This is a genomic window from Bradyrhizobium sp. RD5-C2 (genome assembly GCF_019972155.1).
In the GTDB taxonomy this organism is placed as follows: domain Bacteria; phylum Pseudomonadota; class Alphaproteobacteria; order Rhizobiales; family Xanthobacteraceae; genus Bradyrhizobium.
Window position 1 is genome coordinate 14,437 of sequence record NZ_BOVL01000002.1, and the last position, 26,134, is coordinate 40,570.

The following is a 26,134-nucleotide window of genomic DNA, read 5'->3' on the forward strand; positions in this document are numbered from 1 at the left end:
GATTCGATGGCACGCAACTTGCTGACCTGAACTCTTGACGGAGTGCGTCTCAACGGCGAGCGCGCTCACGCATTCACCCACATTCGATTTATCTGCGCCCGAGAGCGTCGCACGTCAGCGGCCATCTCCGCCGCATCACCGCGAGACGCTTGCAATGAAGCTAGCTGAGTTCAAGAAGGCAGGTCACTGGCCGACCCTGCTCGCCGCGTTCCTGTACTTCGACATCAGTTTCATGGCGTGGGTCGCGCTCGGCCCGCTGATCGTCTACATCGCGCGCGACATGAATCTGGCGGTGAACGAGAAGTTCACCCTGGTCGCCATTCCCGTGCTGGCCGGCGCGCTGTTGCGCGTGCCGATGGGCATTCTCGCCGACATCATCGGCGCCAAGCGCACCGGCATCATCGCCCAGCTCGTCGTGATCGCCGCGACCGCATCGGTCTGGCATTTCGGGCTGACCAGCAAGCTCGCAATCGAGCTGTTTGGGCTTGCGCTCGGCGTCGGCGGCGCCTCGTTCGCGGTCGCCCTGCCCCAGGCCAGCCGCTGGTATCCGCCGCAATATCAGGGCGTGGTCATGGGAATCGCCGGCGCCGGCAATATGGGCGTGGTGCTCGACACGCTGCTCGCGCCGACCATCGCCGAACATTGGGGCTGGCAGGCCGTGTTCGGCTGCCTTTTGATTCCGATGCTGATGGTGCTCGCCTATTACGCATTCGCGGCCAAGGACGCGCCGGGCGAGCGCAAGAAGATTTCGCTGAAGGCCTACGGCGCGCTGCTGAAGGATTCCGACAGCCGCTGGTTCATGTTCTTCTACTTCATCACCTTCGGCGGCTTCGTCGGCCTCGCCAATGCGCTGCCGCTCTATTTCACCGTGCAGTATCACGTCTCGGGCGTCGCGGCCGGCATGCTGGTCGCGCTGATCGTCGCGTTCGGCTCCGGCTTCCGCCCCGTCGGCGGCATGATCGCCGACCGCATTGGCGGCATTCGTTCACTGTCGATCCTGTTCGGCGTGGTCGTGGCTGCCTATCTCGTGATCGCCTTCATGCCGGAGGGCCCGACTGCGCCGACCGCGGGCGGCTGGGCTTTGACCGAGCTGCCGCGCATCGCCTGGATCTCGGTGCTGCTGTTCTCGATCGGCGTGCTGGCGCTCGGCATGGGCAATGGCGCGGTGTTCCAGCTGATCCCGCTGCGCTTCCGCCACGAGATCGGCCTGATGACCGGGCTCGTCGGCTGCGCCGGCGGCGTCGGCGGCTTCTTCCTCGCCCAGACCCTTGGCTTGGCCAAGGGCATGACCGGCGGTTTCGGCGCCGGCTTCCTGTTCTTCGGTGTGCTGGCGTTGCTTGGCTTCATCGGACTTGCGATGGTCAAGGTCCGCTGGCGCACCACCTGGGGCGCGGTGTCGGGAGCGCGCGTCTAACGGCCCGCTCCGAAAAGGACGGGTTCGGACGTGGCGAACGGCGCGCAACACGATCTGGGCGTACGCGTCGGTTTCGCCAGCGAGACCGGCAAGCGCGCAGCCAATGAGGACTATGTCGCGGCCTGCCTCGGCCAGCCGGGCGCGCTGCATCGCGACGTCGTGGCCGCGGTCGCCGACGGCGTCGGCGGCCACAAGGGCGGACGTGAGGCGGCGGAGGTCGCGGTCCGCAGCTTCATCGATGCCTATTATTCGCTGCCCGAGACGCTCGGCGTTCGCCGCCGCGCCGCGCGGGCGCTGGAAGCTGCCAACAGCTGGATCTACGGCCAGGGCCGCGTCGACGCCGCGCGCAGCGGCATGGCCTGCGCGTTCTCCTCGATCATCCTGTCGCGGCGGCAATGCCATGTGATCCATATCGGCGACACCCGCGCCTACCGCCTGAGCGATGGACGGCTGGAGCGGCTGACGCAGGACCACATCGCCGGTCGCGGCGACCTCGCCCATATGCTGAGCCGCGCCATCGGCTTCGAGGAGTTCGCCCGCTTCGATTACACCTCGGTCGGGCTGCGGCAGCATGACCGTCTCGTGATCTGCAGCGACGGGGTTCACGGCGCGCTCTCCGATTCCCGCCTGCAGCAGCTGCTGGAGGAACGCACGCCGCCCGACGAGTCGGCGCGCAGCATCGTCGATGCCGCGCTCGCGGCCGGCAGCAGCGACAACACGACCGCGCTGGTGCTCGACGTCGTCGACCTGCCGCCGGCGGATCGCGACGACCTCACTGATGCGATCGCGACCTTGCCGATTTTGGACTTGCCGGAAAGCGGCGACACGATCGACGATTTCGCGCTCCACGACGTGCTGTCCGACGGGCGCTACAGCCGCCTGTTCAAGGCGACCGACAAGCGTGCCGGACGCGAAGTGGTGCTGAAGTTTCCGCATCCGCGGGTCGCCAGCGAAGGCTCCTACCGCCTCGCCTTCGTGCGTGAGGCCTGGGTCGCCGCGCGCGTGCGCAGCCTGTGGATCGGCGAGATCATCGAGGTGCCCGCGGAGCGGCAGACCAGGCTCTATTCGGCGATGCCGCTCTACGAGGGCGAAACGCTGGAGCAGCGGCTCAACCATGCGCCGCGGCTGTCGCTCACCGAAGGCATCGCGATCGCAACCAAGCTGGTGCGCGCGGTCACTGCGCTGCACCGCGCCGGCATCATCCATCGCGACATCAAGCCCGACAACGTGATCCTGCTGAAAGATGGCGGATTGCGCCTGGTCGATCTCGGCGTCGCGCGCGTGCCGCTGCTGGAGGATTTTCCCGCCGAGGATATTCCGGGCACCGCGAGCTACATGGCGCCCGAGCTGTTCGGCGGCAAGGCCGGCGACGAGGCCTCCGACCTGTTCGCGCTCGGCGTCACCGTCTACCGCATGTTCACCGCGAACTATCCGTTCGGCGAGATCGAGCCGTTCTCGCGGCCACGGTTCGGCAAGCCGGCGCCGCTGTCACGCTACCGGCCGGACCTGCCGGCCTGGCTCGATGCGGTGATCGGCAAGGCGCTCAGCGTCGAACCCGCGCAACGCTTCGGCGACGCCATCGAGTTCGCGCACGAGCTGGAAAACGGCGCGACCTGGGCCGGCCCCGCCGTCACGACCCGCAAATCGCTGCACGACCGCGATCCCGTGACCTTCTGGAAGGTGCTGTGCGCCATCCTGGCCCTGATCATCGTCGTGCTGCTGGCGCGGCACTAGCGGGCTGTTGAAGACGTCTTCCATGGCGGCGACGAAGCAGACTCCACCGCGAGGCCATGGACGACGTCTTCAGCAGCCTGCCAACGCTGCGAACGCAAACGTTACTGAGCTTTCGTCACGAACGGACACCCGCCTTCCGCGAGAGGCCGCCAGGCTTCGTCCGGCGAAATCGTCGCGATCACCTTTTCATAGTCCCAAGGCTCGTACGATTCGGATGGCGATTTGGCCTGGACCAAATACATCGAACGCATCACCTGCCCATCCTCGCGGATCTGTGCATTCTGTGTCATGAAATCGTTGACCGGAAGCTTGCGCATGGCGGCGGCAACGGCGCCGGGATCGTCGGTTCCGGCCGCCTGCACTGCCTTCAAATAGTGCATCACTCCACTGTAGACGCCGGCCTGGATCATGGTCGGCGCCTGCCCGTGCCGACGCGCCATGAAGCGATGACCGAAGGTCCGGGTTGCCTCGTTCTGGGTCCACGAAAACGACGTCGCGTAGATGATGCCCTGCGCCGCCTCGAGGCCGAGCGAATGCACGTCCGTGATCAACATCAGAAGAGCGACGATGTTCTGGTCGGCAGATTTTCCGATGCCGAACTCCGCAGCCTGCTTGAGGCTGTTGACCGTATCGCCGCCCGCGTTCGCCAATGCAATGACTTTCGCCTTCGAGTTCTGTGCCTGGAGCAGAAACGACGATAGGTCCGACGCACCGAGCGGATGGCGAACCGACCCAACGACCTTGCTCCCCGCGGTCGTTATGAAGCTTGATGCGTCGCGCTCCAGCGCATGGCCGAAGGCGTAGTCCGCAGTCAGGAAGAACCACGTATCCGCGCCCTTCTTGAGCATGGCCTTGGTAACGGCGGAGGCTTCAGCGTAAGTGCTGTAGGTGAAATGAAACCCATAAGGCGAGCACTGCTTTCCGGTAAGATCGGAACTACCAGGCCCGGAAATTACAAAGATGCGCTTCTTCTCGCGGGTGATGGCTTGAATGGCAAGCGCCGTCGCCGAATTGCCGCCATCGGCAATCAGATCGACACCGTTCTCGTCGATCCAACGACGCACGATGCCGGAGGCGATATCGGGCTTGTTCTGATGGTCGGCCGACATCAGCTCAATCTTCTTGCCGAGCACGGTCGGGCCAAAATCCTCGATCGCGAGCCGCGCCGCCTCCACCGAGCCCTCGCCCCCAAGATCGGAATAAAGTCCCGACATGTCGTTGATGACGCCGATGCGCACCACGTCGCCGGACACCTGCGCGCGCACCGACCCAACGGCAGCCAGACACAAGACCGCCGTGAGCGCGGCCGCAATCGATCGCATCGAAACCTCCCCGAGATGTTTTTTGTTGTTGTGGTCAGGCCGTCAGGGATCTGACCGCTTGACCGAACGTGACCGGCGCATCGCTCAGCATCAGATCGATGGCCTCGCGCTCCCACGCGTCGTCGGCCGGAGCCAGCGGATCCTTCGTCGACAGACGATGCTCGAGCACGAAACGCGACAGCAACAAACGCCGTGCGTCCACCTCAGGCTGGGATCCTTCCCATGCGAGCGTGATCGCAGATGCCGCATGGTAGAGCGCGCTCGCCGCAAGCCGCGCCGTGTGCTCCGAGCTGGGATCGGCCGCCACCCGTTCGGCAAAGGCAATCGCCCGATCGAGCGCTGTCCGAAGCCGCTTGCGGAACGGCTCGGGCAACGCCTTCGCCTCCTCGAGGCGCGACTGAAGGACAGCGGCGAGCGCCCGGTGCGCGCCGCTCTTGCCGACGGCGCGCGAAATGATGTCGAGCGCGTTGATGTTGCTGGTGCCTTCCCAGAGCACGCCGACATGTGCATCGCGCACCAGCCGCGGCTGCACCCATTCCTCGATGTAGCCGTTGCCGCCGCGCACCTCCATCGCACCGGTGGCGACCGGAATGTTGTCGCGGCAGGCGCGGTACTTCAACAGCGGCGTCAGGATCCGCAGCAGGTCCCTCGCCTGCGCCGAGCCGGCGTTGGCATCGTCCATCGCGCGCGCCGCCACCAGCATCATCGACAGCGCCTGCTCGGTCGGTACGATCAGCTTCATCAGCTGACGGCGCAGCAGCGGGAAATCGATGACGCGCTGGCCGAACGCCGCGCGCGACGAGGCACTGACGACAGCCTCGTTGACACAGCGCCGCATCATCGCGGCGGCACGCACGCCGTGCGACAGGCGCGAGAGGTTGACCTGCTCCATCATCTGCTTGAGGCCCTGCGTGGGATCGCCGACCAGATAGGCAACCGCGTTGTCGAGCCGGATCTCGCCCGACGCCATCGATTTGGTGCCGAGCTTGTCCTTGAGACGGACGATCCGGTAGCTGTTGCGCCGGCCGTCCTTGAGGCGGCGCGGCAGCGCGAACAGTGCGAGCCCCCTGGTGCCGTCGGGCGCGCCTTCCGGCCGCGCCAGCATCAGCGCGACGTCGGCATCGGCGTGCGAGCAGAACCATTTGTCGCCGGTCAGACGCCAGACGTCGCCATCCCGCCGCGCAACGGTCTCGACGGCGCCGACATCGGAGCCGCCGGCGCGCTCGGTCATGAACTGGGTGCCTTTCCACAGCGTCGCCATGTCGTCCGACAGCATCTTCGGCAGCAGATAGGCCTTGAGCTCGTCGGAGCCGAATTTGCGGATCAAATGCGTCGAGGTGTCGGTAACGCTGATCGGGCACATCAGCCCGAACTCGGACTGCACGAACAGATACTGAAACACGTATTTGGCCACCGCCGGCAGCGGCCGGTCCATGCCGAGCACACCGGCGCGATGGCTCATGGCGTGAAACTGGAAATCGCCGAACGCGATCGCCTCCATCTCGCGGTAGGACGGATGATAGTCGATCCAGTCCTCGTCGCGGCCGTAGGCGTCCCTCGGATTGAGCACCGGCGCATGCTTGTCGGCGATCCGGGCCAACCGGTCGAGGCTGCCGCCCGCCAGTTCTCCGAGACGCTTGAAGTGCGGCTCCAGCCGCTCGCGATCCTCGCGCGCCAGATAGAGCCCCAGCAGGCCGCGGAGCCCGCGATCGAAATCATAGAAGTTGAGGCCGGCGCAATCATGCGAGATGTGGCGGGCCGGATCGGCGGCATCGTCGGGGCTGCGAAGGTCGCGCGCGCTCATCTGCATCGGGGCTCTCCTGGTTCGGGATGACGTCGCGGCAGCCTTGCCGGTGTGCGGGATGTCATCGCTCGGTGTTCAAAACCTTGCCTGCAACATCGGGAACGATCGCGGCGATGTCCACCGGCGAGCCGGCTTGCGAGAATAATTTCAGATACGTGGAGGAAATGCCGTCCGCACGCGGATCGCACGCCCGGTCATGCCGCACCGCGGACGCTTGACGTCCGTTGGTTTCGCTGCACATTCGACAGCACAAGGCGACAATGGATATTGCAGCGCACCAGGCTTGCGCTGCCTTCAAGGACACGAGCGGCAAGAAGATGAAGGGCGTTCGCTCCGATACCCAGCCCCCGCCCCGGCGGGGCCGCAGGCGCATCGTCGCCGACCGCGTGCGCCTGCAAGCGGACGATCCCTCGGCGATGGTGATCGAGGCCAACCGGCATGACGAATTGTTTCGCGCTGCCGACGGCAGCCCCGATCCGTCAATCGTCAAGTCCGCCCATCGCGTGCTCCGCATCTTCGAATATTTTGCCGAGATCGAGCGGCCCGCGGCCATGACCGAGATCGCGCGCCGGTTGAACTATCCGCCGTCGAGCACGTCGGCGCTGCTGAAGAGCCTAGTCGAACTCGGCTATCTCGACCACGACCGGCAGGCGCGCACCTACCGGCCGACGGTCCGCATCGCCCTGCTCGGCGGCTGGCTCACGAGCCAGACATTGCCGGGAGCGACGCTCGATGCGATCACGCGCGAGCTGCACGAGGCGACGCGGCTGACCACCTTCGTGGTGGCGCGCAACCAGCTCTACAGCCAGTACATCCGCGTGCTGCAGGGCACGACACCAGTGCGCTATTATCTGGAGCCCGGCGCACGACGGCTGCTGACCCATTCGACTCCGGGCCGGGTGTTTCTCAGCCTGATGAACGACGAGGATGCGCGGCGGATCGTGCAGCGGATCAACGCCGAGGAAGCACCGTCATCCGCGGTCCGCTTCGGCGATATCCAGCATGCGCTGGCGACGATCCGCCGCCAGGGATTCGCCTACACGCGCGACATGGGAACGCCCGGCCTGAGCGCGATTGCGATGCGGCTGACCGAGGCCGACCAGACGCCCCCGCTCGTCATCACCGTCGCCGGCCCGAGCTCGATCATCTCCGCGGAAGGCAAGGCGATCATCGGAAAGATGCGCGAGCTGGTCGAACGGCAGTCGCCCGGCCTGCTACCACAGATCGACGTCGACGCAGCGCCGATCGAGACCTGAGATCGGGCGGGCTACCCGGCGCAAACGCGCCCGATCGATGTTCGAAGTCTCTCAGGACCCCGCGCGGCTGATCGTGATCCGGGTCTCGTCGGTCATGTCCTTGAGTTCCTTGTTCGGCTCACGGTAGAGGTGACGCTCGATCCGGACGGTCCGGCCATCGGTCGTCTTGCTGCACGTCTCGTCGACGAATACGCCGCCGACCTCCTGCTTGTCGGCGCCCGGCTTCGCCTCCGAGCAGGTCCAGCCGTCCTCGCCGTAGCGTGACTTCGCCTGCAGGCCGAGCAGGAACGCCTTCTTGCGCAGATAGAGCCGCGCCTTCGGATCGGTCTCGATCGTCAACGCCGCGATCCTGGCGTCCTTGTCGATCATGACAGTCAGGATGGCCGGATGGCCGCCGACCATGGTGCCTTCCCGCGCGGTCTCGCGGTCATACTCGAAGCGGATGCCGCGGAGCTCGTCCGGCCCGGCCGGGCAAGCCGCCCACTGCGCCCATTCCGCCAATCTGTGCGTCTTCTCCCCAACGCAGGTCAGGTTGATGTATCCCGCGTCGGGAACCTTGCCGATGTCCATGCCGACATTGATGTCGCGCAGATCTCCCGCGGTCGCCATCGCTGGCACGGCCGCGGTGACGGTAGCCGCGAAGACGAACCCACGGATTGTCGATCTCTGCTTGCTCATGGTTTTGCCTTCTCGCTTGGGTCGGACGGCGCGGCGGCATGGCCGGCCTCCTTGTAGATATTGCAGACGCGCGAGCCGTCGCCGAAGAAGGCGATGCATTCGTCATAGCTCGGCTCACCCTTGCCCTTGACGTGGGCGAGCACGTAATCGGCGACCGCCTCGATCTCGTTCGGCCGCAGGAACACATTGGCCTCGGGTGGCATGCGGTCGGCGACATCCTGCCGGGTCATCTCGTAGCATTTCGTGGTGTCGTAGGAGCCGCGCACGAAGAACGGCATGCCGGTGCCTGGCCGCCCGCACGTCACGGTCTCGATGATCTGCTCGCGCGTCAGCTCGGTCTTGCGCAGCGACAGCGCGTCGCCGCCATAGCCGCCGCCGCCATTGCCGTGCCATTTGTGGCAGCCGACGCAATTGCCGCGCTTGAACACCGCCTTGCCTGCATCGGTCGGGTCGCCCGCCGACTGCGCCTGCGCCGTGCTCACGAACCCCATCACGAGCGCGCAGCCGAGCCACGCGCCAACCAGCCATGTTTGTTTCATTTGTCTTGTTTCTTGTTTTACTTCTCTCGGCCAGATCGACGCGGGAGGCCTCTCGCTGAGGCCTCCCGCGCTTACGATGTCAGAGCGCGAACACGTAGAGCATCGAGCCCGGCTGCATCCGCTTCAGCTCGGGCGTGGCGTCGATGAACCACTTGTCCCAGGCACCGCCGAGGCCGACCAGGATCGCGACATACTGCTTGCCGTCCACCGAGAACGTCATCGGAGGCGCGTTGACGCCACCGCCGGTGTTGAACTGCCAGAGTTGCTGCAGCGATTTCGCATCATAGGCGATCACCTCGCCGGACGGCTGTCCGGAGAACACGAGATCAGGCGTCGCCAGGATGCCGCCGAGATTCGGGAATTGCGTCTCCGCTTTCCCCGCCACCTTGCCGGTGGTGACGTCGATCGCGGTGACGCTGCCGGTGATCTTGACGTTCTGGCTCGGCCCGCCGCCGGTGAAGAACTCGCGCGCCTTCACCTTGTCCGGCGTCATCTCCTCGACCTTGATGTGGTTGCAGCTCTCGATGACGGGAATGTACCAGAGCTTCAGGGTCGGATTGTAGGCGGTCGGCGGCCAGTTCTTGCCGCCCATATTGCCCGGGCAGATATCCGTCTCCTTGTTGGTGCGGCTCGGCGTCACCGACGCGTTGTACTTCTGCACCCCCTGCTTCGGATCATACTCCACCGGCTTGCCGGATTCGGGATCGAGCCCCTTGGTCCAGGTCACCTTCTTGACGAAGGGCAGACCCCAGACGAACTTGCCGCTGTTGCGATCGACCGCATAGGCAAAGCCGTTGCGGTCGGCCTCGAGCGCGAGCTTCAGCGTCGTGTTGTTGGGGCCGGGAACGTCGACCAGCACGTTCTCCGCCACGCTGTCATAGTCGTAGGGATCGTTCGGCGTGTGCTGGTAGTGCCACTTGATCTTGCCGGTGTCGGCATCGAGACCGAGCGACGAGTCGGTGTAGAGGTTGTCGCCGGGCCGGTATTCATTGTCCCAGTCCGGTCCGGGATTGCCGACGCCCCAGACGACGGTGTTGGTCGACGGGTCGTAGCTGCCGGTGACCCAGGTCGATCCGCCGCCGCTAGCCTTGGCGTTCTTGTCGTCCTTCCAGGTCTCGGAACCGGGTTCGTCCTTGCCCGGGATGGTGTGGGTGCGCCAGACTTCCTTCTGGCTCTTCAGGTCGGTCGCGGCGATCCAGCCGCGAATGCCGTATTCGGCGCCAGCGACGCCCGTGATCGCCATGCCCTTGACGATCAACGGCGCGCCGGTGATCACCTCACCCTTGTCGGGATCGGCGACCTGACGCTGCCAGGCGACCTGCCCGGTCTCCTTGTTGGTCGCGATCAGGCGGCCGTCGAGCGTGTGCGAGATCACGAGGTTGTCCCACAGCGCGACGCCGCGGTTATCGACGCCGCAGCAAGCGACCGCGCCGGCCCAGTCGTGGTCGGTCTTGGGATCCATCTTCCAGAGCAGCACGCCTTTGCCGTCATGCGCGTCGATCTTGTAGACCGAGCCCCAGCCGTCGGTGACGTACATGAATCCGTTCTCGACGATCGGAGTTCCCTCCAGGCCGCCGTGTCCCCAGATTCCGCCGCCCTCGACGCCGCCGAGATGCATGGTCCAGGCGACCTTCAGGTTCTTGACGTTGTCCTTGTTGATATCCGCCAGCGACGAGAAGCGGGTCGCCGAATAGTTCTTGTGATGGTGCAGCCAGTTGCCTGCTTCCTTGTCAGCATTGAGCAGGCGATCCTGGTTGACATCGTCGGCGAGCGCGAAAGAGCCCGCGAAGGTCGCGGCGGATGCTACTGCCGCCGCAAGCATGTGCGATTTAACCCAATTCAACCTTGTCATGAGTTCATTTCCTCCGGATCCAGCATTCTTCATTGATCGAACCGCCCGTCACATACGGGCGGTCGCGCGAGAAGCCTTGAGTCCTGGCGATCGGCTGTGCCGCCCGCCGCCTTCCTTAGCGACTTGTCTTGTGGTCACTTCTGGACCTGTACCTCCGTCTCGATGGTGCCTGCTTTCTGAAAAACGACCGCGCATTTGAAGGTCTCGCCCGGCGCGAGCGCCTGACGCAACTGCAGCAGCATGACGTGATAACCGTCGCGCTTCAGTTCGAGCGTTGTCTTGGCGGGGACTGGTATATTGGATATCGAGCGCATGGCGGGCGCGCCTTCGCCGCGATCGACGATGTGGCGCTCGGAAAAATTCGCGACCGGGCAGCGCACACGGAGCAGCGCATCGGCGCTGTCGGCCTCGTTCTTGATCGTCATCGTCAACGGAAGGTCTCCGCCTTCTTTGTCCGCAGCCGGTACGCGCGCATCCACAATCTGCAAGGATTCGTTCGCGACGGCGTGATGCACCACTCCGAACGTGCCGATCAGGCAGAATAATGGCAACGCGATCCATGATCTGCGCTTGACGGTCCTGCACGCAACGGCGCAATGCAACCCCCGCTCGAACGACATCAAGTTTTCTCCCGACATGATTTTTCAGTAGTGTTTCATGCTTCGTCGCGCACGGCCAGCGATTGAAGATCGGGAACCCAACATCAAAGCGATTTCGGCACGCATAGCCGTCATGCTAACTCTTTAAGCATGAGCGACCTCGATACACTTCAGCCGGAACAGCGTGATGCAGCGCATGCTGCGTTGCGTGAGGTCATCGGCAGAGCAACGGTCGACGCGGTGACGCCGATCTCAGGCGGCGCTACGTCGGCACGTTTGTTTCGGATCGATGCAGGCGGCAAGAATTATTTGCTACGGATCGAAGGCGTGCCGAGCCCGCTGCGCAATCCGTATCAGTATGCTTCGCTGCGTATCGCGGCCGAGGCCGGCATCGCGCCACGACTCTATTATGTCGACGAGGCATCACGCGTCGCGGTGATGGATTTTATCCAGTGGCAGCCGCTCGGTCATTATCCCGGCGGGCTGCCGGCGCTGGCAAAGGCGCTCGGCGGATTGCTGGCGCGGTTGCAGGCGACGCCGACCTTTCCGGCTTTCGTGCGCTATCCCGACATCGTGGCACGGCTCTGGGCCCATGTCTGCCGCACCGGCCTGTTCGCACCCGGCGTGCTCGACCGATGCAACGAGCATCTCGAACGCATTCGCGCGGCCTATGTCTGGGATGAGGCGAACTCGGTCTCGAGCCACAACGACTCGCTTCCAGCCAACATCCTGTTCGACGGCAACAGGCTCTGGATGATCGACTGGGAATCCGCCTATCGCACCGATCCGCTGGTCGATCTCGCTGTTGTCGGCGACAGCTTCGCGCGAACGCCGGAGTTGGAGGAGATTTTGCATCGCGCCTGGCTTGGCTGCCCACCCGACGAAGCGCTGCGCGCCCGGCTGCGGCTGGTCCGCACCCTCACCCGTCTCTATTATGCCGGCGTGCTGTTCAGCGCATCTGCGACGGCACCGCGCGCCGCGCCCGACACGAGCCTCGCCGCACCGACGCTGACCGAGCTCGCAGCAGCCGCCCGCGCCGGCCGGCTCAGGATCGACACGCCGGCGGCAAAGCACGTGCTTGGAAAAATGTTCCTTGCCTCGTTCCTGACCGACGTTGCGACGCCCGGCTTCGATCTCTCGGCTTGACGGTCAGCCCGGCGGATTGAACGTCCGTGCAAAGAACACCGGCGACCTGGCCTTCTTCAACCGGTAGAGCTGCGCCGGCCGGTTCGGTCCCTTGCGCATCTTCGCGACTGGTTCGATCAGATCGGCGGCGAGCATACGGGTGCGGAAGGCGCTTTTCTCCAACGGACGATCGAGCACGATCTCATAGGTCCGCTGCAGTTCCGGCAGCGTGAATTCCGGCGGCATCAGATAGGCGGGCAGCGAGGTATACTCGACCTTGCTCCGCAAACGCTGCACCGCGGCCTGCAGGATCTCGGCATGGTCGAAGGCAAGCTTCGGCCTCACTCTCTCGCCCTCGATCGCGAACCACTGCGCATCTGCGGCCAGCGCGCCGCCCGCGGCGTGTTCCGGCAGCAATGCGAAGTAGGCATGCGTCGCAGACCAGCCGCGCGGATCCCTTGACGCGCTGCCCCAGCTGCCGAGTTGCTCCAGATACGGACTGACCACGCCGGTCTTGTCCTTCAGCTTGCGCGCCGCGCACGCTTCGAGGTCGCGATCGCCGGCGATATCGACGAAGCCGCCGGGCAAGGCCCAAGACCCTGGAAACGGCTCGGTTTCCGCTCTTGGGCGTTGAACCAACAGAACCTGAAGCGCGTCTGACCGTATGGCGAAAATGACGACGTCGACCGTCGTCAGCGGCCTCGGAAAGTCGAGTTCCGGCTTCTCGGGCATGCTCTCCCCGCTTCCCCTGCTGGCGTGAACCTTCTCGCCGCCGGCCTTGACAATAACATACTTAGTTGTACAGTGCAACTAACTTAGTTGCCTAGACACACTTACTTAGGAGTGCACGCCATGTTCGGTCTCCGCTTCATCAAGGCCCAGCCGACCACCTATCTCATGAAGTACCGCCGCGGGGCGGTGACCCAGCAGGGCGCCGGCCTGTCCGGCTTCTACTATGGGCCGGTCACCTCGCTGGTCGCGGTGCCGATCGGCAGCCGCGACGCCGCCTTCATCTTCCAGCAGATCGCGCGCGACTTTCAGGCGCTGACCATCCAGGGCCATGTCACCTACCGGATCAGCGAGCCGCAGAAGGCCGCCGCGATGCTCAACTTCACCCTCAAGGCCGACGGCAAGACCTACGAGTCCGACGACCCGGAGCAGCTGGCGCAGCGCATTCTCGCGACCGTCGAGGTGTTGGCGCAGCAGGCGGTGAAGGAACTCACCTTGAAGGAGGCGCTGCAGGCCGCCGATCGCATCGCCGGCCTGATCGAAAGCGGACTGCGCGCCCGCGCCGATATCGCCGCCCTCGGGCTCGAAATCCTCGGCGTCTCCATCCGCGGCGTGAAGCCGACGCCGGACACCGCCAAGGCGCTGGAGGCCGAGGCGCGCGAGGCGATCCTCAAGAGCGCGGACGAGGCGATCTTCGCGCGGCGCAACTTTGCGGTGGAGCAGGAACGCGCCATCCGCGAGAGCGAGCTCGACACCGAGATCGCGGTCGAGCAGAAAAAGCGCTCGATCCGGGAGACCCAGATGGATGCCGAAGCGAGCGTTGCGGCCAAGCAGGCCGAGCTGCGCGAGGCCGGCATGGTCGCCGACATCACGCTGGAGAGCAAGCGCAAGGATTTCGTCGGCCTCAACGCCGAGAACACCCGCACCTTGGCGGATGCCGAGGCCTATCGGGTCGGCGCGCTTATGAAGATCTTCGAGGGCGTCGACACCCGCGTGATCCAGGCGCTGGCCGCCGCCGGCATGCAGCCGGGGCAGCTGATCGCGCAGGCCTTCAGCGGCATCGCCGAAAAGGCCGAGAAGATCGGCCAGCTCAACGTCTCGCCCGACCTGCTCAACACGCTGCTGGAAAGGCCCGTCGTGGAGGCTCCCCGTGCCCGCCGACAATGACCGCAAGATCGTCCTCGTCACCCGCAAGACGCGGCTCGAGGAGCTGATCGCCAAATACCTGACGGCGGCGCAGGCGCGATTCTATGTCGAGCATCTCGGCGCCGACTTCTCCGATTACCAGCGCGAGCACGATGTTTATCAGGCCGAGCGCCACGTCACCGTGCAGGCGCTGGAGCAATGGGGCCGTTACCAGGTGATCGACCGGAGCTTTCTGCCGAACTTCATTTTCGGCCCCTCCGACATCGTGGTGGCGCTTGGCCAGGACGGCGTCGTCGCCAACACGATGAAATATCTCGACGGCCATCCGCTGATCGGACTCAATCCGGATGCCGGACGCTACGACGGCATCCTGCTGCCCTTCGTGCCGCGCGACCTCCCTGCCCTGCTGCGCGAGGTCGCCGCGGACAGACGCGGCTACCAGGCAGTGACGATGGCCAAGGCCGCGCTCACCAACGGCCAGATCCTCTATGCCGTCAACGATCTCTTCATCGGCGCGCGCACGCATACATCAGCCGTCTACGAGATCGCCCTCGCCGACCGGAAGGAGCGACAGTCCTCGAGCGGCCTGATCGTCGCGACCGGGCTCGGCTCGACCGCCTGGTTCAAGAGCATCGTCACCGGTTCGCTCGCGATCGCAGGCAGCTTCGGCGGCGGCGCCGGCAGCCCGCCCTATCTGCCGCAGCCTTGGGACGCCGGCGCGCTGCGCTTTGCGGTGCGCGAGCCGTTTCCGAGCCGCACCTCGGAGGTCACGCTGGTCTGCGGCAACCTCGAACGCACCGAGCGCCTCAGCATCCGCTCGCTGATGCCCGAGAACGGCGTCATCTTCAGCGACGGCATCGAAGCCGACCGGCTCGATTTCAACTCGGGAACGGAAGCCCAGATCACGGTCGCTGACCGCGAAGGCCGGCTGGTGGTGTAAGCCTGCCGCGCGCGGCTCACTGCGGCACGGGATGCAGCCGCACCAGCTGATCGATCGACAGCCGCGCCTCGCGCTCCGTCAAGGGAAAGCGGACAATGATGTCCTGGCGCGCAAGCTGGCCCCACAGCGCGTCCGACGACCATTTCTGCGGCTCGGGGCCGCGCGGCCCATCAATCCAGATGAAATACCATTCCGTCATGAGCCGTGACCAAGCTCCCTCTCCGGAAGATTGTCCCTTCGCCGGCCAATCCGCAACGCCGGATTTTCGCGCCGACTTGCGGTTCAGGAGTTATTCGTACGGACGGCCGTCCTTATGCAGGAAGCGGCCGTCGGAACTCGGGCTCATCATGTCGATGTCGGAACAGGTGATGACGTCGGCACGTGAGCGCGAGCCGACCTCGAGATAGGTCGCCGTCATCTGCGACCGGTTGATCATGTGGTGGCCGTTGCCGGAATTCTTGGGGAATGCCGCGCAGTCACCGGCGCGCAGCACGGTCTCGCCGTCGTCCTCGACCAGCACCACCTCGCCCGCAAGCACATAGACGAACTCGTCTTCGTCCGAATGCCAATGGCGCTGGCTCGACCAGTTGCCCGGCGGCAGCCGCATCAGATTGACGCCGAAATCGGCGAGCCCGCCGGCGTCGCCGAGACGCTGCCGGGTTCGTTCCGCGCATGGTGCGGCGAACTCAGCGGGATAGCCGGAGCCCTTGCGTTCCGGCACTTTCGTCAGATCGATCTTCGGCATGGCAGCGCCCCCAGGGCGATGACAGCAAGCGGATGCGTGACGTTGAGCGTGGATGTGCGGCTATCGCAACGGCTCGCCGGAATTGTGACGCTTCACTTCATGCGACGTCAGGCGCGCCCGAGCAAGTCCTTCGCCATCAGGATGTCGTCGTAGTAGCGGCCGTCGATCTTCAGGGCATGCCTCTCCAGCCCGTACTCGACAAAGCCGGCGCGCCGGTAGAGCTCGCAGGCCGGCTCGTTGCCCTTCACCACGGCGAGTTGCACCAGCTCGACCGATTGCGCGGCGAGATCGAGCACGGCATCGACCAGGAGCCGCCCGACACCGGCGCGTCGCGCCTGCTGCCGCACATACATCCCGACCAGCATGCCCTTGTGCTGCTGTTTCGGCCCTTGCGCCGCGATGAAGCCGGCGATGCCGGCGAGTTCGCCGCCACGAAACGCCCCGATTATCGCCGCCCCATGCGCGAGCCTCTCCGCGAACCAGCCGACGGGATGCAGGCTCTCCGTCTCATACGCACTGCCGAACGCTTCAGGGCTCAAGCGCAGCGCCTCGAGGCGGATGTCGCGATAAAGCGCAGCGTCCGCAGGCAAGAGGCGGCGAATCTCGATGGAGTGGGTCGTCATTCCGTGTCCTGTCTCGGTCGCGGCAGCATGGCTGATCGATCGGCATTGTCGCTCGCAATATCTATCGCGCGGCCAGCCTCTTCCAAAGAGGGTTGCAGCGGGTAAGCGATTCCACCTCTCATATCCGCGGCATCGGCCGTCGCATAGAGGTAGACTCCGGATGACGCTTGCCTGACACTGGCGCGTCGAGGAGAAGCCGATGATTTTCTGGATCGCGAGTGTAGCTGGACTGGCGACCGCCTATCTTCTCGGTTCGATACCCGCGGGCTATCTGGCGGGGAAACTGCTCAGGGGTATCGACATCCGGGAGCACGGCTCCAAATCCACGGGGGCCACAAACGTGTTGCGAACCCTCGGCAAGTGGCCCGCATTGGCGGTCCTCCTGGTCGATGTGCTGAAGGGCGCGGCGGCGATCGCGTTTGCCCGCTGGTTTTATCCCTGGCTCGGGACATTACCGTCGGTCACGCCACCGACAGCGATCGATCTGCACACCTTGGAGCCTTGGGCAGTCTGCCTGGCTGGACTTGCCGTATTGTTGGGGCACAGCCGTTCGATCTGGCTGAATTTTACGGGCGGCAAATCCGCCGCGGCAGGGCTCGGCGTGTTGCTGGCGCTGTCCTGGCCGGTCGGTTTAGGCGCTGCCGCAGCCTTCGGCGTTGTACTGGCGCTTTCCCGGATGGTGTCGCTTGGTTCGATGCTGGCGGCGCTCACTGCGATCGCGCTGGTCTGCGCCTTGGAGCAGCCGCTGCCCTATCGGCTGCTGGTCATCGCTGGTGGCCTTTACGTGATCGCACGCCATCGTGCCAACATTCAGCGGCTGCTGGCCGGGACCGAGCCGCGGCTGGGATCATCGAAAGCGACTTCGCAAGGCTAGCGTGTGCACTCAGAATGCGATCGCTGCCGCTAGCGGCAGCGCGCCCGAATCCGTCACGCCGTTCGATGTGCGCCTGAAATGGCCTCGATGACATCTGACGAATGCGTCACGAAGCCGAAGCATTTCTTGACGTTGAACAGGGTTGCTTCAACACAGTAGCCCGGCGAGGTCGTTGCGCAGCAATCCTCGACCAGAAGGCAACCGTAGCCCAGGAAGTTCGCGTCGGTGAGCGAATGCAGCACGCACTGATCGGTGTTGACGCCGGCAAACAGGACCGTCTTGGTTCCGAGATTACGCAGAATGCTGTCCAGCGGCGTGTCCCAGAAGCCGCTGATCCGGTATTTGTCGACGTGAATGTCCTCGGGCTCCTGCTTCAATTCATCGACAACGGCCGCGGCCCAACTGTCCTTCTGCAGCACACGCGCGCCGCTATCCGGCAATGGCTCGCCAAGCCCGATGCCGACGCCCTTCGGCTTGTAGAGATGGAGCTGGTTGGGTGCCATGTTCTTCAGATCGGGCCGATTGCCCCAGTTCAGCCAAATGACGTGCACGCCGGCCTTTCGCAACACCGGGAGAAGCTTCTGCAGCGGCTCGATCGGCGCCCGATCCGGCGTGTAGTCGACTCCGAGATGATCGACCCATCCCTCCTTCGCACAGAAGTCGTTTTGCATGTCGACGACGATGAGAGCCGTGCGGTGCAGATCGACCGTCACCGTTTGCGGCTGCGCGTCGATCGTGACCGCCTTGGGCGGCGGCGGCGCCATCGCCATGTTGACGTTGGTGTCGTCGACCAGCCATTTGTAGCCGGGAGCAGACCCAAGGGGATTGGCCGTACCGGGCGCTGTGGATTCCGCGGCCTTTGCTAAAGTGGAACTCGTCATCGGACTTTCCTCCCTTGCCTATGTTTTCTTGGCTATGTTTTCTTGCCTATATTTTTTGACGTCTGTTGCGATCAGCCGCCGCGTTCGAACGGAATGGTCAGGGCCGAGGGCTGTCGGCTTTTGCCGACGAAGCCCGCGATAGCGACCAGTGCCAGCAGATATGGCAGCAGCAACAGCAGCGCGACCGGCACATCGAGCTGCAACGCCGGCACCAGGAATTGCAGCGCTGTCGCAAAGCCGAACAGCAGGCAGGCCGCCAGCGTGTACCAGGGATTCCAGCCGCCGAAGATCACCGCCGTGATCGCGAGATAGCCCGCCCCCTTGGTCATGTTCTCGGTGAACGTATTGCTGTCCGCGACCGACATGAACGCGCCGCCGAGGCCCGCCAGGATGCCGGCGTAGAGCACGCCGAGATAGCGCGTCTTCGCCACGCTAATGCCGGCCTTGTCCGCGGCGCGCGGATCCTCGCCGACCGCCCGCACCGCGAGCCCGAACGACGTGTACTTCAGGATCAACCACGTCACGACGACCATCAGGATGCTGACATAGGCAAGGCCGGTCTGGTTCGCCAACGCCGGCCCGATCACCGGAATGCTGGCGAGCCACGGCAGATTGAGCTGCGCGAAGCCGGGAATCGGATCGCGCGACAGCGGTCCGAAGATCTCGCGGTAGAGGAACGTCGTCGTACCCAGCGCGAGGATGTTGAACCCGATCCCCACCACCAATTGATTTGCGCGCAGTGTCACGCTCAGCACGGCCTGGACTGCGGCAACCGCCATCGCGACCAGGACGCCGGCCGCCACGCCGAGAAGCGGCGAGCCGGTCGCCCACGATGCCAGCGCCGCCGTGAAGGCCGACATCAGCATCATGCCATCGAGGCTGAGATTGAGCACGCCGGCGCGCTCGCTCAGCATCTCGCCCGTTGCGGCGAAGATGATCGGAACCGCAAGGCGAAGTCCGGAACCGATGAACACGGCCATTTGTTCGTCAATCATCGGGTTACCTTTCGGTTGGTGAGGATCGCGGAGCCTGCAATGACGATGACGATCAGGCCCTGGCAGATCAGAACGACGGCGGACGGGACGTGCGCCGAGATTTCCATGTTGATGGATCCCGATCGCAGAAAGCCGAACAGCAACGCACCGATCACCACGCCGACGGCCGAGCCGCGCGACAACAGGCCAACCACCAGGCCGTCAAATCCGTATCCGGACGAGAAATCGCTCGTCAGATAGAACTGCTGGCCGAGGATCATGATCGCGCCGCCGAGACCGCCCAGGCCGCCAGAGACCGTCATGGCCAGGATCACGTACAAGCTCGTCCGCATGCCGGCACGACGGGAGGCCGTGGCATTCAGGCCGACGGCGCGCAGCCGCAGGCCGAGCGTGCTGTGCTTGAGTACCAGCCACACCACGACGACCGCGATCGCCGCGATCAGCAAACCGATATGGAGCGGTGATCCATTGTCGGGGAATAGCAGCGGCAGCTTGGTCGTATCCGGAATCTCCGCCGATTCCGGCAGCGACGACACGTCGCTGATCGGCTTGCGCAGCAGGTGAAAGGATTCGACGGACCAGTAAACCAGCGGCAGCGCAATGAAGCTCAACAGCAGCGTGCTGATGACCTCGTTGGTGCCGCGTACCGCCTTGAGGAAGCCCGCGAGGCCGCCCCAGACGGCGCCGGCGATGGTCCCCACAGCAAGCGGCACGATGAACGCCAGTCCGAGCGGCAGGCCGCCGGCGCCGTGCAGGGCTGCCGCCGTCGCGAACATGCCGCCCATCGCGATCTGTCCCTCGCCGCCCACATTGGTCAGGTTGGCACGGCTGGCGAAGATGAAGCCGAGGCCGACCAGCGCGAGGCTGATGGCGCGATTGATCGAGGCACCGATGTTGAAATCGCTTCCTGCCATGCCGTCCCAGAACGCCTCGATGGCCTCGAGGACGGATGCACCGGTGGCGGCGATGATGAGCAGGCCGATCCCGAGCGCGATGATGGTCGATATCACCGGAACCAGAACCTGCAACGGCACGAGCTCGAGTCTTGCGCCCTTTGCGACCCGCGCAAGCTTCGGATTTTTCATAACCATGGCCAACCTAGACATGCGCGTGCCCCGACATCATCGCTCCGATCGCCTCGCGGCTGAACGATCCAGCCGCGAGCTCGCCAACCAGCTTGCCGCGGTAGATCACCGCGATCCTATCCGACACCGCCATCAGCTCCTCGAGCTCGCTGGAGATCAGAAGCACCCCGAGGCCGTCATCGCGCGCGGCACGAATGCGATTGTAGACGGCCTCGATCGCGCCGACGTCGAGCCCGCGCGTCGGCTGCGCGGCGAGCAGGAACACCAGCGGATCGAGCGAGAGCTCGCGCGCAAGGACTGCCTTCTGCTGGTTGCCGCCGGAGAGGCTCGCCATCGAAACATCCGGGCTGCTCGCCCGCACGTCGAAGTCGCGCATCATCGCCTCCGCCGCCTTGCGCCGCGCCGACTTGTCGAGCAGGCCGACGCGGCTGAATTTTCCGATCGCGCCGAGAAACAGGTTCTCGGCCACCGACAATTCCTTGATGCAGGCCACCGCATGGCGATCCTCGGGAACGATGCCGACGCCCGCATCGGTGATCTCCTGCGGCGTGCAGCCGCCGACCTGTGCCCCGCCGACCACGATCGCGCCGGCGCTTGGCGCGGCGAGACCGGCCAGGATCAATCCGAGCTCGGTCTGGCCGTTACCCTCGACGCCCGCGATCCCGACGATCTCGCCGGTGCCGACCGTGAGGCTCAGGCCGTCGAGCCGCGGCACGCCATGCGGGTCGCGATACACGAGGTCCGAGATCTGCAGCACCGGGTCGCCCGGCGACACCGGACCGGCCGCGTCCACACTGGATTTCGGCGGCGTCTTGCCTTCGATGTCGACCGCGGCAGCAAGCACCGAGCCTGCCGACTGGACGTCGCGGCCGACCATTGAGCGCACCAGCGATCGGATGTCGGCGCCCTCCATGGCGACGGTCTCGATGATGCGGCCCTGCCGCAGCACCGTGGTGCGATCGGCCACACGGCTGATTTCACCGAGCTTGTGCGTCACCAGGATCACGGACTTTCCGCGCAGCGCCACCTGGCGGCAGATCGCCAGCAGCGCATCGATCTCGTCCGGCTGCAGCACCGCCGTCGGCTCGTCGAGCACGAGCAGCTGCGGATCGCCGAGCAGGCATTTGATGATCTCGACCCGCTGCCGCTCACCGACCGAAAGCTCATCGATCCGCGCTTCGGGGTCGATCTCGAGCCCGTATTCCGCTGCGAGCTGCTCCATCCGCACGATGATGTCTTGCGGCTTCAGCACCGCACTGGCGCGGCCGAGCATCAGGTTCTCGGCCACGCTCATGTTCGGCACCAGATTGAAATGCTGATGCACCATCACGACGCCGCGCTGCAGCGCCTCCGCCGGGCCGCGCGGATCGAACGGCTCGCCGCCCAGCGTCATCGTGCCGGCATCCGGCCGATGCACCCCGAACACCAAATTGCACAATGTCGATTTGCCGGCACCGTTCTCGCCAAGCAGGCAATGCACCTCGCCGCGCTCGATCAGCAGCGATATGTCGTCGAGCGCGGTGAAAGCCCCGAAGCGCTTGGTCAAGCCAGACAGTTCGAGAAGAGCCACGGTCAGCCCACCTTGACTTTGATCTTGTTCGACAGCAGGTCGTCCTTGAGCTCCTTGATCTTTGCCTGGATCTCCGGCGTTGCCCCGGCGCAGATCTCGATGTCGGCCGAGCGCGGCCCCATGGCGAGTCCGAACTGCTTGTATTCGGGGTGCCAGGTTCCGGCGACGGCCTGGTCGATGGCGTATTCGACCATGAACCCGATGCCGCTGACCGTGTAGGCAATGTAAAGCGGGTTGTTGTCGGAGCAGTAGTTGGTATAGCTCCCGATCATCCTGGTGCCCTTCTCGCGTGCCGCCTGCTCCATTCCGCGCACGCCGAGATTGAGGATGTTGTAGTGGACGTCGGCGCCCTGCGCGATCGCGGCAAGGGTCGCCTCCTTCGCCTTGGCGACGTCGTCGAAGTCGCCGGTGTAGGTCACGAAGCACTTGGTGTCCGGCTTGACGTGCTTGGCGCCGTTCGCGAACTCCGTTCCGGTGTTGACGATGGCCGGAATTTCAAGGCCGCCGACGTAACTCACCGCACCGTTCTTCGACATCATCGCGGCGACCGCGCCGGCAATGAAGCCGATCTGCGCCTGCAGCACGTCGTATTGCGCGACGTTCTCGGTCGGTTGTCCGGTCGGCCCGACGATAGAGAACTTCACCTTCGGGAATCGCTTGGCGACCTTGAGCACCGATGCCTGGGTCTGCCCCGCGGCGCCGATCACCATGTCGTTCTTGGTCGCGAGCGTGACGAGCGCCTGCTCCATGTCGGCGAACTTGACGTTCTCGATCGACGTGATCACGACATTCTTGCCGTGGCGCTGCTCGGCCGCCTTCATGCCGTTGTAGGCCGACTCCATCCAGCCATGGTCGGCCCGCGACCCCGGAATCAGAATGCCGATGCGAAGCGGCTTCGCCGCATCGTCGGCGAAGAGCCGGCCTGATGAACCGATGAAGGCTGCCGAGAGCAGGCCTGTTTGCAGAAATGCACGACGGGTACCGTTCATGTGTTTCCTCCTGTTCGTTCCCGGTGTCGCCGCATTGCTTGTTGCGGCATTTTTTTCAATCGGCGGCGCGACCGCGCCGTCGTTCTCAAACTCGAAGCAACGTCATCTCCCGGCCGTCGCCGCCAATGCGCCGACGGCGTCGACGAAGCACTTCATCGGAGCCTGCACGACGCCGGCGCCGATGATCCCCATGCCCGGCTCCTTGTGCGCGGTTGCGGTGTTGATGACGGGCCGCCTGCTCTCGTCCACGACCTTGCGGATGTCGATGCCGACAGGCGCTCCGATGAAATCGAGCATCGGCAGAGTGAAGCCGGGATTGCGGCCGATCGTGACGTGGGCCATCTCGCGCGAATAACGCAGCGCGTCCTGCGGCGTGCCACCGACGAACTGGACCATCGCGGGAGCCGCCGCCATCGCGAACGCGCCCAGGCCGGCGGTCTCGGTGATCGCGCTGTCGCCGATATCGGGATTGGCATCGGCCTCGCTGAAGCCGGGCAGGAACAGGCCGACAGGAATGTCCGCCGGACCGACAAACCATTGCCCGTCCAGGCCGCTGACCCTGATGCCGACATTGACGCCGTTGCGCGCCATTGCGGTGACGATGCTGCTGAACGGCACGCCGTGCGCGGCATCCATGGTCGCCTTGCACGCCGCCATCGACAGGCTGAGGAAGAACATGTCGTCCGCCCCGATCGTCCGCAGCGTCTCGTGAACCAGATCGCGCGAGATCGGGGATTTCAGCAGCGATTCCGTGACGGCGCGATACAGCAGCAGGGTTGCCGCCGTGTTGCGGTTGTGGACGTCGTCGCCCATGTGCAGCGACTGCGACATCAAAGGTTTCAACGGCAGTCCGCCGTCGATGCCGGTGACCGCGGCCTTCAGACATGGGGCCAATACATTCTCGATCAGCTTGAGGCCTTCGATCACCTCGGGCGCGAAGGCCCCGAACCGCAATGTCTTGGCGCCGCCGGATTCCATCATCGGCGCATAGGCGCGATTGCCGGTGGTCTGGTTCTCCACCACGAACAGCGGCATCGAGGGCGAGATGATCCCGGTCATCGGTCCGACCGCGCCGAATTCATGGCACGGTGCGAAGCGGATGCCGCCCGCCGCCACGAGTTGTTCGGCCTCCTGCTGGGTCGTCGCCCAGTTCTCGTAGAGAATTGCGCCGACGACCGCCCCCTTCATCGGGCCACACATATCGTTCCAGGCGATCGGCGGACCGGCGTGGAGCAGCGTCCGGCCCATGTCCGGCCAGACCTCGGATGCGTGCGCCGCCACGTCGACCCAGACCGGCTGCGCGGTCAGGATGCGCTCGAGCACTTCCGCATTGGCGCGATCGATCCGCGATCCCAGACAGTCCGCATCACCGGCGTCGCCGACCAGTTGCGCGAGGCTCCAGGCGACCTCGGGGCTTCCGTCGCCGACCGGCTGCCAAAGCAGACGCACCAGCGGGGCACCGCTGCTCTCGACGCCGCGATCGAGGCCGGAGGCGCCGAGGCTGATCACCGATGTCTCGTTCTGGAGCGCGGAAGAGGCTGCGTTCATCATCGTTCTCCACCTTGCATCGCGCGACGCGCTGTGGCGTTGTCGTCCACTGCCATGCGGCTCGCGATGGCTTGCGCGGAAAGCGCTGCGCCGGTGCTGCTGCCCACAATCTCCGCGCCGGCGTCCGCCAACATGGCCTTCTGGGTCTCGTAGGGCTGCGGATCTGAACCCGTGCCGCAGACGAAGCAGACCACGGGAAGCTCCCGCCCCTGCGCTCTCGCCGCGGCCTTCGCCCGGCGGATCGCCGGAGCCAGGATCTCGGCCGGATTGGGGTGGCTGCCGTATCCGAGCACGACGTCCAGGACGATGCAGGCAACAGTCGGATCGTCCGCTTCCTTGAGCAGCCGTTCGATCCGCACGCCATAGTCGATCATCGGATGCGGACGTCCCACCGTGAATTCGTCACTGCCGAGATCGATCGCCGTGTGCCCGTGGCTCTCGGCCGCGTCGGCCAAGCGGTCTGCCGCGGCAAGCGGCGCGTTCGACCGGGCACGAATGCCCGCCGCCCGCCAAATGGTCTGGGCTTCCGAGCAGAACGTTCCACCGGAGTAGAGACCGCGCAGGTAGCGCTGCGACGGCGCCAGCGACGCACAGACCCGCGTTGCCAACGCTTCAATGGACTGTTCATCGCCGCCGGGTTGGCGTGCTCCCGCAAGCGCGACGGCCTGCCGCGCCGTCTCCTCGAGCGACGACGTGCGGTGAACATTGCCGGCGGATGCTGCCGGCTCGCCGCCGAGGAAGCAGATTACGATCGGTTTCCCGATCGCACGAGCGCGCTCGATTACGCGCTTCTGCACATCGGGTGCAGGAGGTTTTGAGACGATGGCGACGACTTTGGTCTGCGCGTCGGCGGCCAGCAGTTCCAGGCCCTGCAGCATGGTGATGCCGCCGACTTCGCTTGAAACGTCGTGGCTGCCGGTGCCGATCGCCTGCGAGATGCCCTGGCCATGGCGATGGATCTGGCACATCACCTCCTGCAGGCCGGTGCCGGACGCGCCGACGAGCCCGATCGCGCCGCGCCGGACGACGTTGGCAAATCCAAGCGGCACGCCGTTGATGATGGCCGTGCCGCAATCCGGTCCCATCACCAGCAGACCCTTCTGCGCCGCAACGCGCTTGATGGCCACCTCCTGTTCGATCGGCACGTTGTCGCTGAACAGCAGCACATTCAGGCCCAGGCGCAGCGCCTTCAAGGCTTCCGCCGCGGCATAGGGGCCCGGCACCGAGATCAACGCGAGATCAGCATGATCGGCAATCGCGACGCCGCCGGAGATCGAGCGCGGCGGCGCTTCCGCCGTCGCTTCGCTCGATCCTCCCTTCGGCTCTTCACCGGCGATCAGGGAGTGGATCTCGCGCTCCGCGGCGGCGACCTTGTCGGGCGCATCGTCCGCAACGACGATCATGATGTCGCCCGGCTTGGCGCTCTCGAGCGCCGGGCTCATCAGCCCGGCCTGCTGCAGGAACTCCTTGTTGCTGCGCGTTCCCATCAGCAGCGTGACCCGCTGCACGCCGGTCCGCGCGACCGTGACCTGGGAAATCCGCATCAACGACACGGAATCCTTGTACAGGTTCGCCCTTATGCTGGATTGAATGGCCATTGCCTTGTCGTTCCCTTGAATCCCGCAGGCTGCTTTGTTTGTCTTGAGCTTGAGCCATCGGCCAGCCCGATTGCCTGATCAGAATGAG

Annotated in this window: 25 protein-coding genes; 7 read left to right on the top strand and 18 right to left on the bottom strand. The window is 65.0% G+C overall.

The window, feature by feature from the left end; all coding sequences use genetic code 11:
• Positions 1 to 154 precede the first annotated feature (154 nt).
• The gene (locus BraRD5C2_RS00910; RefSeq protein ID WP_223966195.1) at positions 155 to 1,414 is read left to right on the top strand and encodes an MFS transporter; all 1,260 of its coding nucleotides are present in this window, start codon (positions 155 to 157) and stop codon (positions 1,412 to 1,414) included.
• Between the two features lie 30 nt (positions 1,415 to 1,444).
• On the top strand, positions 1,445 to 3,148 hold the full coding sequence (locus tag BraRD5C2_RS00915; RefSeq protein WP_223966196.1) for a bifunctional protein-serine/threonine kinase/phosphatase: 1,704 nt from the start codon (positions 1,445 to 1,447) through the stop codon (positions 3,146 to 3,148).
• A gap of 101 nt (positions 3,149 to 3,249) precedes the next feature.
• Here BraRD5C2_RS00915 and BraRD5C2_RS00920 read toward each other — a convergent pair whose 3' ends face one another.
• From BraRD5C2_RS00920 to BraRD5C2_RS00930, 3 genes are all read right to left on the bottom strand, one after another.
• The gene (locus tag BraRD5C2_RS00920) at positions 3,250 to 4,470 is read right to left on the bottom strand and encodes an ABC transporter substrate-binding protein (protein ID WP_223966197.1); all 1,221 of its coding nucleotides are present in this window, start codon (positions 4,468 to 4,470) and stop codon (positions 3,250 to 3,252) included.
• A 34-nt stretch (positions 4,471 to 4,504) separates the two neighbouring features.
• Complete coding sequence (locus tag BraRD5C2_RS00925) at positions 4,505 to 6,274, bottom strand: acyl-CoA dehydrogenase family protein (protein ID WP_374707942.1); 1,770 nt, start codon at positions 6,272 to 6,274, stop codon at positions 4,505 to 4,507.
• A 61-nt stretch (positions 6,275 to 6,335) separates the two neighbouring features.
• On the bottom strand, positions 6,336 to 6,515 hold the full coding sequence (locus tag BraRD5C2_RS00930) for a hypothetical protein (RefSeq protein ID WP_223966199.1): 180 nt from the start codon (positions 6,513 to 6,515) through the stop codon (positions 6,336 to 6,338).
• Positions 6,516 to 6,534: 19 nt separating this feature from the next.
• On the opposite strand from BraRD5C2_RS00930, the gene BraRD5C2_RS00935 reads away from it, so the two are divergent.
• Positions 6,535 to 7,530 carry an IclR family transcriptional regulator gene (locus BraRD5C2_RS00935; protein WP_223966200.1) on the top strand — a complete coding sequence of 332 codons (996 nt, stop codon included), beginning with the start codon at positions 6,535 to 6,537 and terminating at the stop codon, positions 7,528 to 7,530.
• Between the two features lie 51 nt (positions 7,531 to 7,581).
• On the opposite strand, the gene BraRD5C2_RS00940 is transcribed toward BraRD5C2_RS00935, so the two are convergent.
• The 4 genes from BraRD5C2_RS00940 to BraRD5C2_RS00955 form a co-directional block, all read right to left on the bottom strand.
• Positions 7,582 to 8,208 (bottom strand): hypothetical protein, encoded by a 627-nt coding sequence (locus tag BraRD5C2_RS00940; RefSeq protein WP_223966201.1) that lies wholly within the window; start codon positions 8,206 to 8,208, stop codon positions 7,582 to 7,584.
• Positions 8,205 to 8,747, bottom strand: coding sequence for a c-type cytochrome (locus tag BraRD5C2_RS00945; protein ID WP_223966202.1), 543 nt, complete (start codon positions 8,745 to 8,747; stop codon positions 8,205 to 8,207). The genes BraRD5C2_RS00940 and BraRD5C2_RS00945 overlap by 4 nt, the downstream gene beginning before the upstream one ends.
• A gap of 79 nt (positions 8,748 to 8,826) precedes the next feature.
• Positions 8,827 to 10,599 carry a PQQ-dependent dehydrogenase, methanol/ethanol family gene (locus BraRD5C2_RS00950; protein WP_223966204.1) on the bottom strand — a complete coding sequence of 591 codons (1,773 nt, stop codon included), beginning with the start codon at positions 10,597 to 10,599 and terminating at the stop codon, positions 8,827 to 8,829.
• 134 nt (positions 10,600 to 10,733) lie between these two features.
• On the bottom strand, positions 10,734 to 11,219 hold the full coding sequence (locus BraRD5C2_RS00955; protein WP_223966206.1) for a copper chaperone PCu(A)C: 486 nt from the start codon (positions 11,217 to 11,219) through the stop codon (positions 10,734 to 10,736).
• A 129-nt stretch (positions 11,220 to 11,348) separates the two neighbouring features.
• On the opposite strand from BraRD5C2_RS00955, the gene BraRD5C2_RS00960 reads away from it, so the two are divergent.
• On the top strand, positions 11,349 to 12,344 hold the full coding sequence (locus BraRD5C2_RS00960) for a phosphotransferase (protein WP_223966208.1): 996 nt from the start codon (positions 11,349 to 11,351) through the stop codon (positions 12,342 to 12,344).
• Positions 12,345 to 12,347: 3 nt separating this feature from the next.
• On the opposite strand, the gene BraRD5C2_RS00965 is transcribed toward BraRD5C2_RS00960, so the two are convergent.
• A complete protein-coding gene (locus BraRD5C2_RS00965) occupies positions 12,348 to 13,055 on the bottom strand; it encodes an NUDIX hydrolase (RefSeq protein WP_223966210.1) in 708 nt (235 codons plus the stop codon).
• 120 nt (positions 13,056 to 13,175) lie between these two features.
• On the opposite strand from BraRD5C2_RS00965, the gene BraRD5C2_RS00970 reads away from it, so the two are divergent.
• Complete coding sequence (locus BraRD5C2_RS00970; protein WP_223966212.1) at positions 13,176 to 14,219, top strand: SPFH domain-containing protein; 1,044 nt, start codon at positions 13,176 to 13,178, stop codon at positions 14,217 to 14,219.
• On the top strand, positions 14,203 to 15,138 hold the full coding sequence (locus BraRD5C2_RS00975) for a diacylglycerol kinase catalytic domain-containing protein (protein ID WP_223966214.1): 936 nt from the start codon (positions 14,203 to 14,205) through the stop codon (positions 15,136 to 15,138). The genes BraRD5C2_RS00970 and BraRD5C2_RS00975 overlap by 17 nt, the downstream gene beginning before the upstream one ends.
• A gap of 16 nt (positions 15,139 to 15,154) precedes the next feature.
• Here the strand turns inward: BraRD5C2_RS00975 and BraRD5C2_RS00980 are convergent, their stop codons facing one another.
• From BraRD5C2_RS00980 to BraRD5C2_RS00990, 3 genes are all read right to left on the bottom strand, one after another.
• On the bottom strand, positions 15,155 to 15,337 hold the full coding sequence (locus tag BraRD5C2_RS00980) for a hypothetical protein (RefSeq protein ID WP_223966216.1): 183 nt from the start codon (positions 15,335 to 15,337) through the stop codon (positions 15,155 to 15,157).
• A gap of 90 nt (positions 15,338 to 15,427) precedes the next feature.
• Complete coding sequence (locus BraRD5C2_RS00985) at positions 15,428 to 15,883, bottom strand: cupin domain-containing protein (RefSeq protein ID WP_223966218.1); 456 nt, start codon at positions 15,881 to 15,883, stop codon at positions 15,428 to 15,430.
• 107 nt (positions 15,884 to 15,990) lie between these two features.
• On the bottom strand, positions 15,991 to 16,506 hold the full coding sequence (locus tag BraRD5C2_RS00990) for a GNAT family N-acetyltransferase (RefSeq protein WP_223966220.1): 516 nt from the start codon (positions 16,504 to 16,506) through the stop codon (positions 15,991 to 15,993).
• A gap of 199 nt (positions 16,507 to 16,705) precedes the next feature.
• Between BraRD5C2_RS00990 and plsY the strand changes: the two genes are divergently transcribed.
• Positions 16,706 to 17,380, top strand: coding sequence for a glycerol-3-phosphate 1-O-acyltransferase PlsY (gene plsY / locus BraRD5C2_RS00995; protein WP_223966222.1), 675 nt, complete (start codon positions 16,706 to 16,708; stop codon positions 17,378 to 17,380).
• Positions 17,381 to 17,433: 53 nt separating this feature from the next.
• Here plsY and BraRD5C2_RS01000 read toward each other — a convergent pair whose 3' ends face one another.
• The 7 genes from BraRD5C2_RS01000 to fdrA all read right to left on the bottom strand — a co-directional run bounded on the left by BraRD5C2_RS01000 (position 17,434) and on the right by fdrA (position 26,046).
• The gene (locus BraRD5C2_RS01000; protein ID WP_223966224.1) at positions 17,434 to 18,261 is read right to left on the bottom strand and encodes a cysteine hydrolase family protein; all 828 of its coding nucleotides are present in this window, start codon (positions 18,259 to 18,261) and stop codon (positions 17,434 to 17,436) included.
• A 71-nt stretch (positions 18,262 to 18,332) separates the two neighbouring features.
• Positions 18,333 to 19,256 (bottom strand): ABC transporter permease, encoded by a 924-nt coding sequence (locus BraRD5C2_RS01005; protein ID WP_223966226.1) that lies wholly within the window; start codon positions 19,254 to 19,256, stop codon positions 18,333 to 18,335.
• Positions 19,253 to 20,341 carry an ABC transporter permease gene (locus BraRD5C2_RS01010; RefSeq protein ID WP_223966228.1) on the bottom strand — a complete coding sequence of 363 codons (1,089 nt, stop codon included), beginning with the start codon at positions 20,339 to 20,341 and terminating at the stop codon, positions 19,253 to 19,255. Before BraRD5C2_RS01010 ends, BraRD5C2_RS01005 begins: the two co-directional genes overlap by 4 nt.
• Positions 20,342 to 20,354: 13 nt before the next feature.
• Positions 20,355 to 21,911: an ABC transporter ATP-binding protein gene (locus tag BraRD5C2_RS01015; RefSeq protein WP_223966229.1), complete on the bottom strand. Its 1,557-nt coding sequence runs from the start codon at positions 21,909 to 21,911 to the stop codon at positions 20,355 to 20,357.
• A 2-nt stretch (positions 21,912 to 21,913) separates the two neighbouring features.
• Positions 21,914 to 22,900, bottom strand: coding sequence for a BMP family protein (locus BraRD5C2_RS01020; RefSeq protein ID WP_223966232.1), 987 nt, complete (start codon positions 22,898 to 22,900; stop codon positions 21,914 to 21,916).
• 102 nt (positions 22,901 to 23,002) lie between these two features.
• Positions 23,003 to 24,448: a YlbE family protein gene (locus BraRD5C2_RS01025; protein ID WP_223966233.1), complete on the bottom strand. Its 1,446-nt coding sequence runs from the start codon at positions 24,446 to 24,448 to the stop codon at positions 23,003 to 23,005.
• Positions 24,448 to 26,046, bottom strand: coding sequence for an acyl-CoA synthetase FdrA (gene fdrA / locus BraRD5C2_RS01030; RefSeq protein WP_223966234.1), 1,599 nt, complete (start codon positions 26,044 to 26,046; stop codon positions 24,448 to 24,450). Before fdrA ends, BraRD5C2_RS01025 begins: the two co-directional genes overlap by 1 nt.
• Positions 26,047 to 26,134 lie beyond the last annotated feature (88 nt).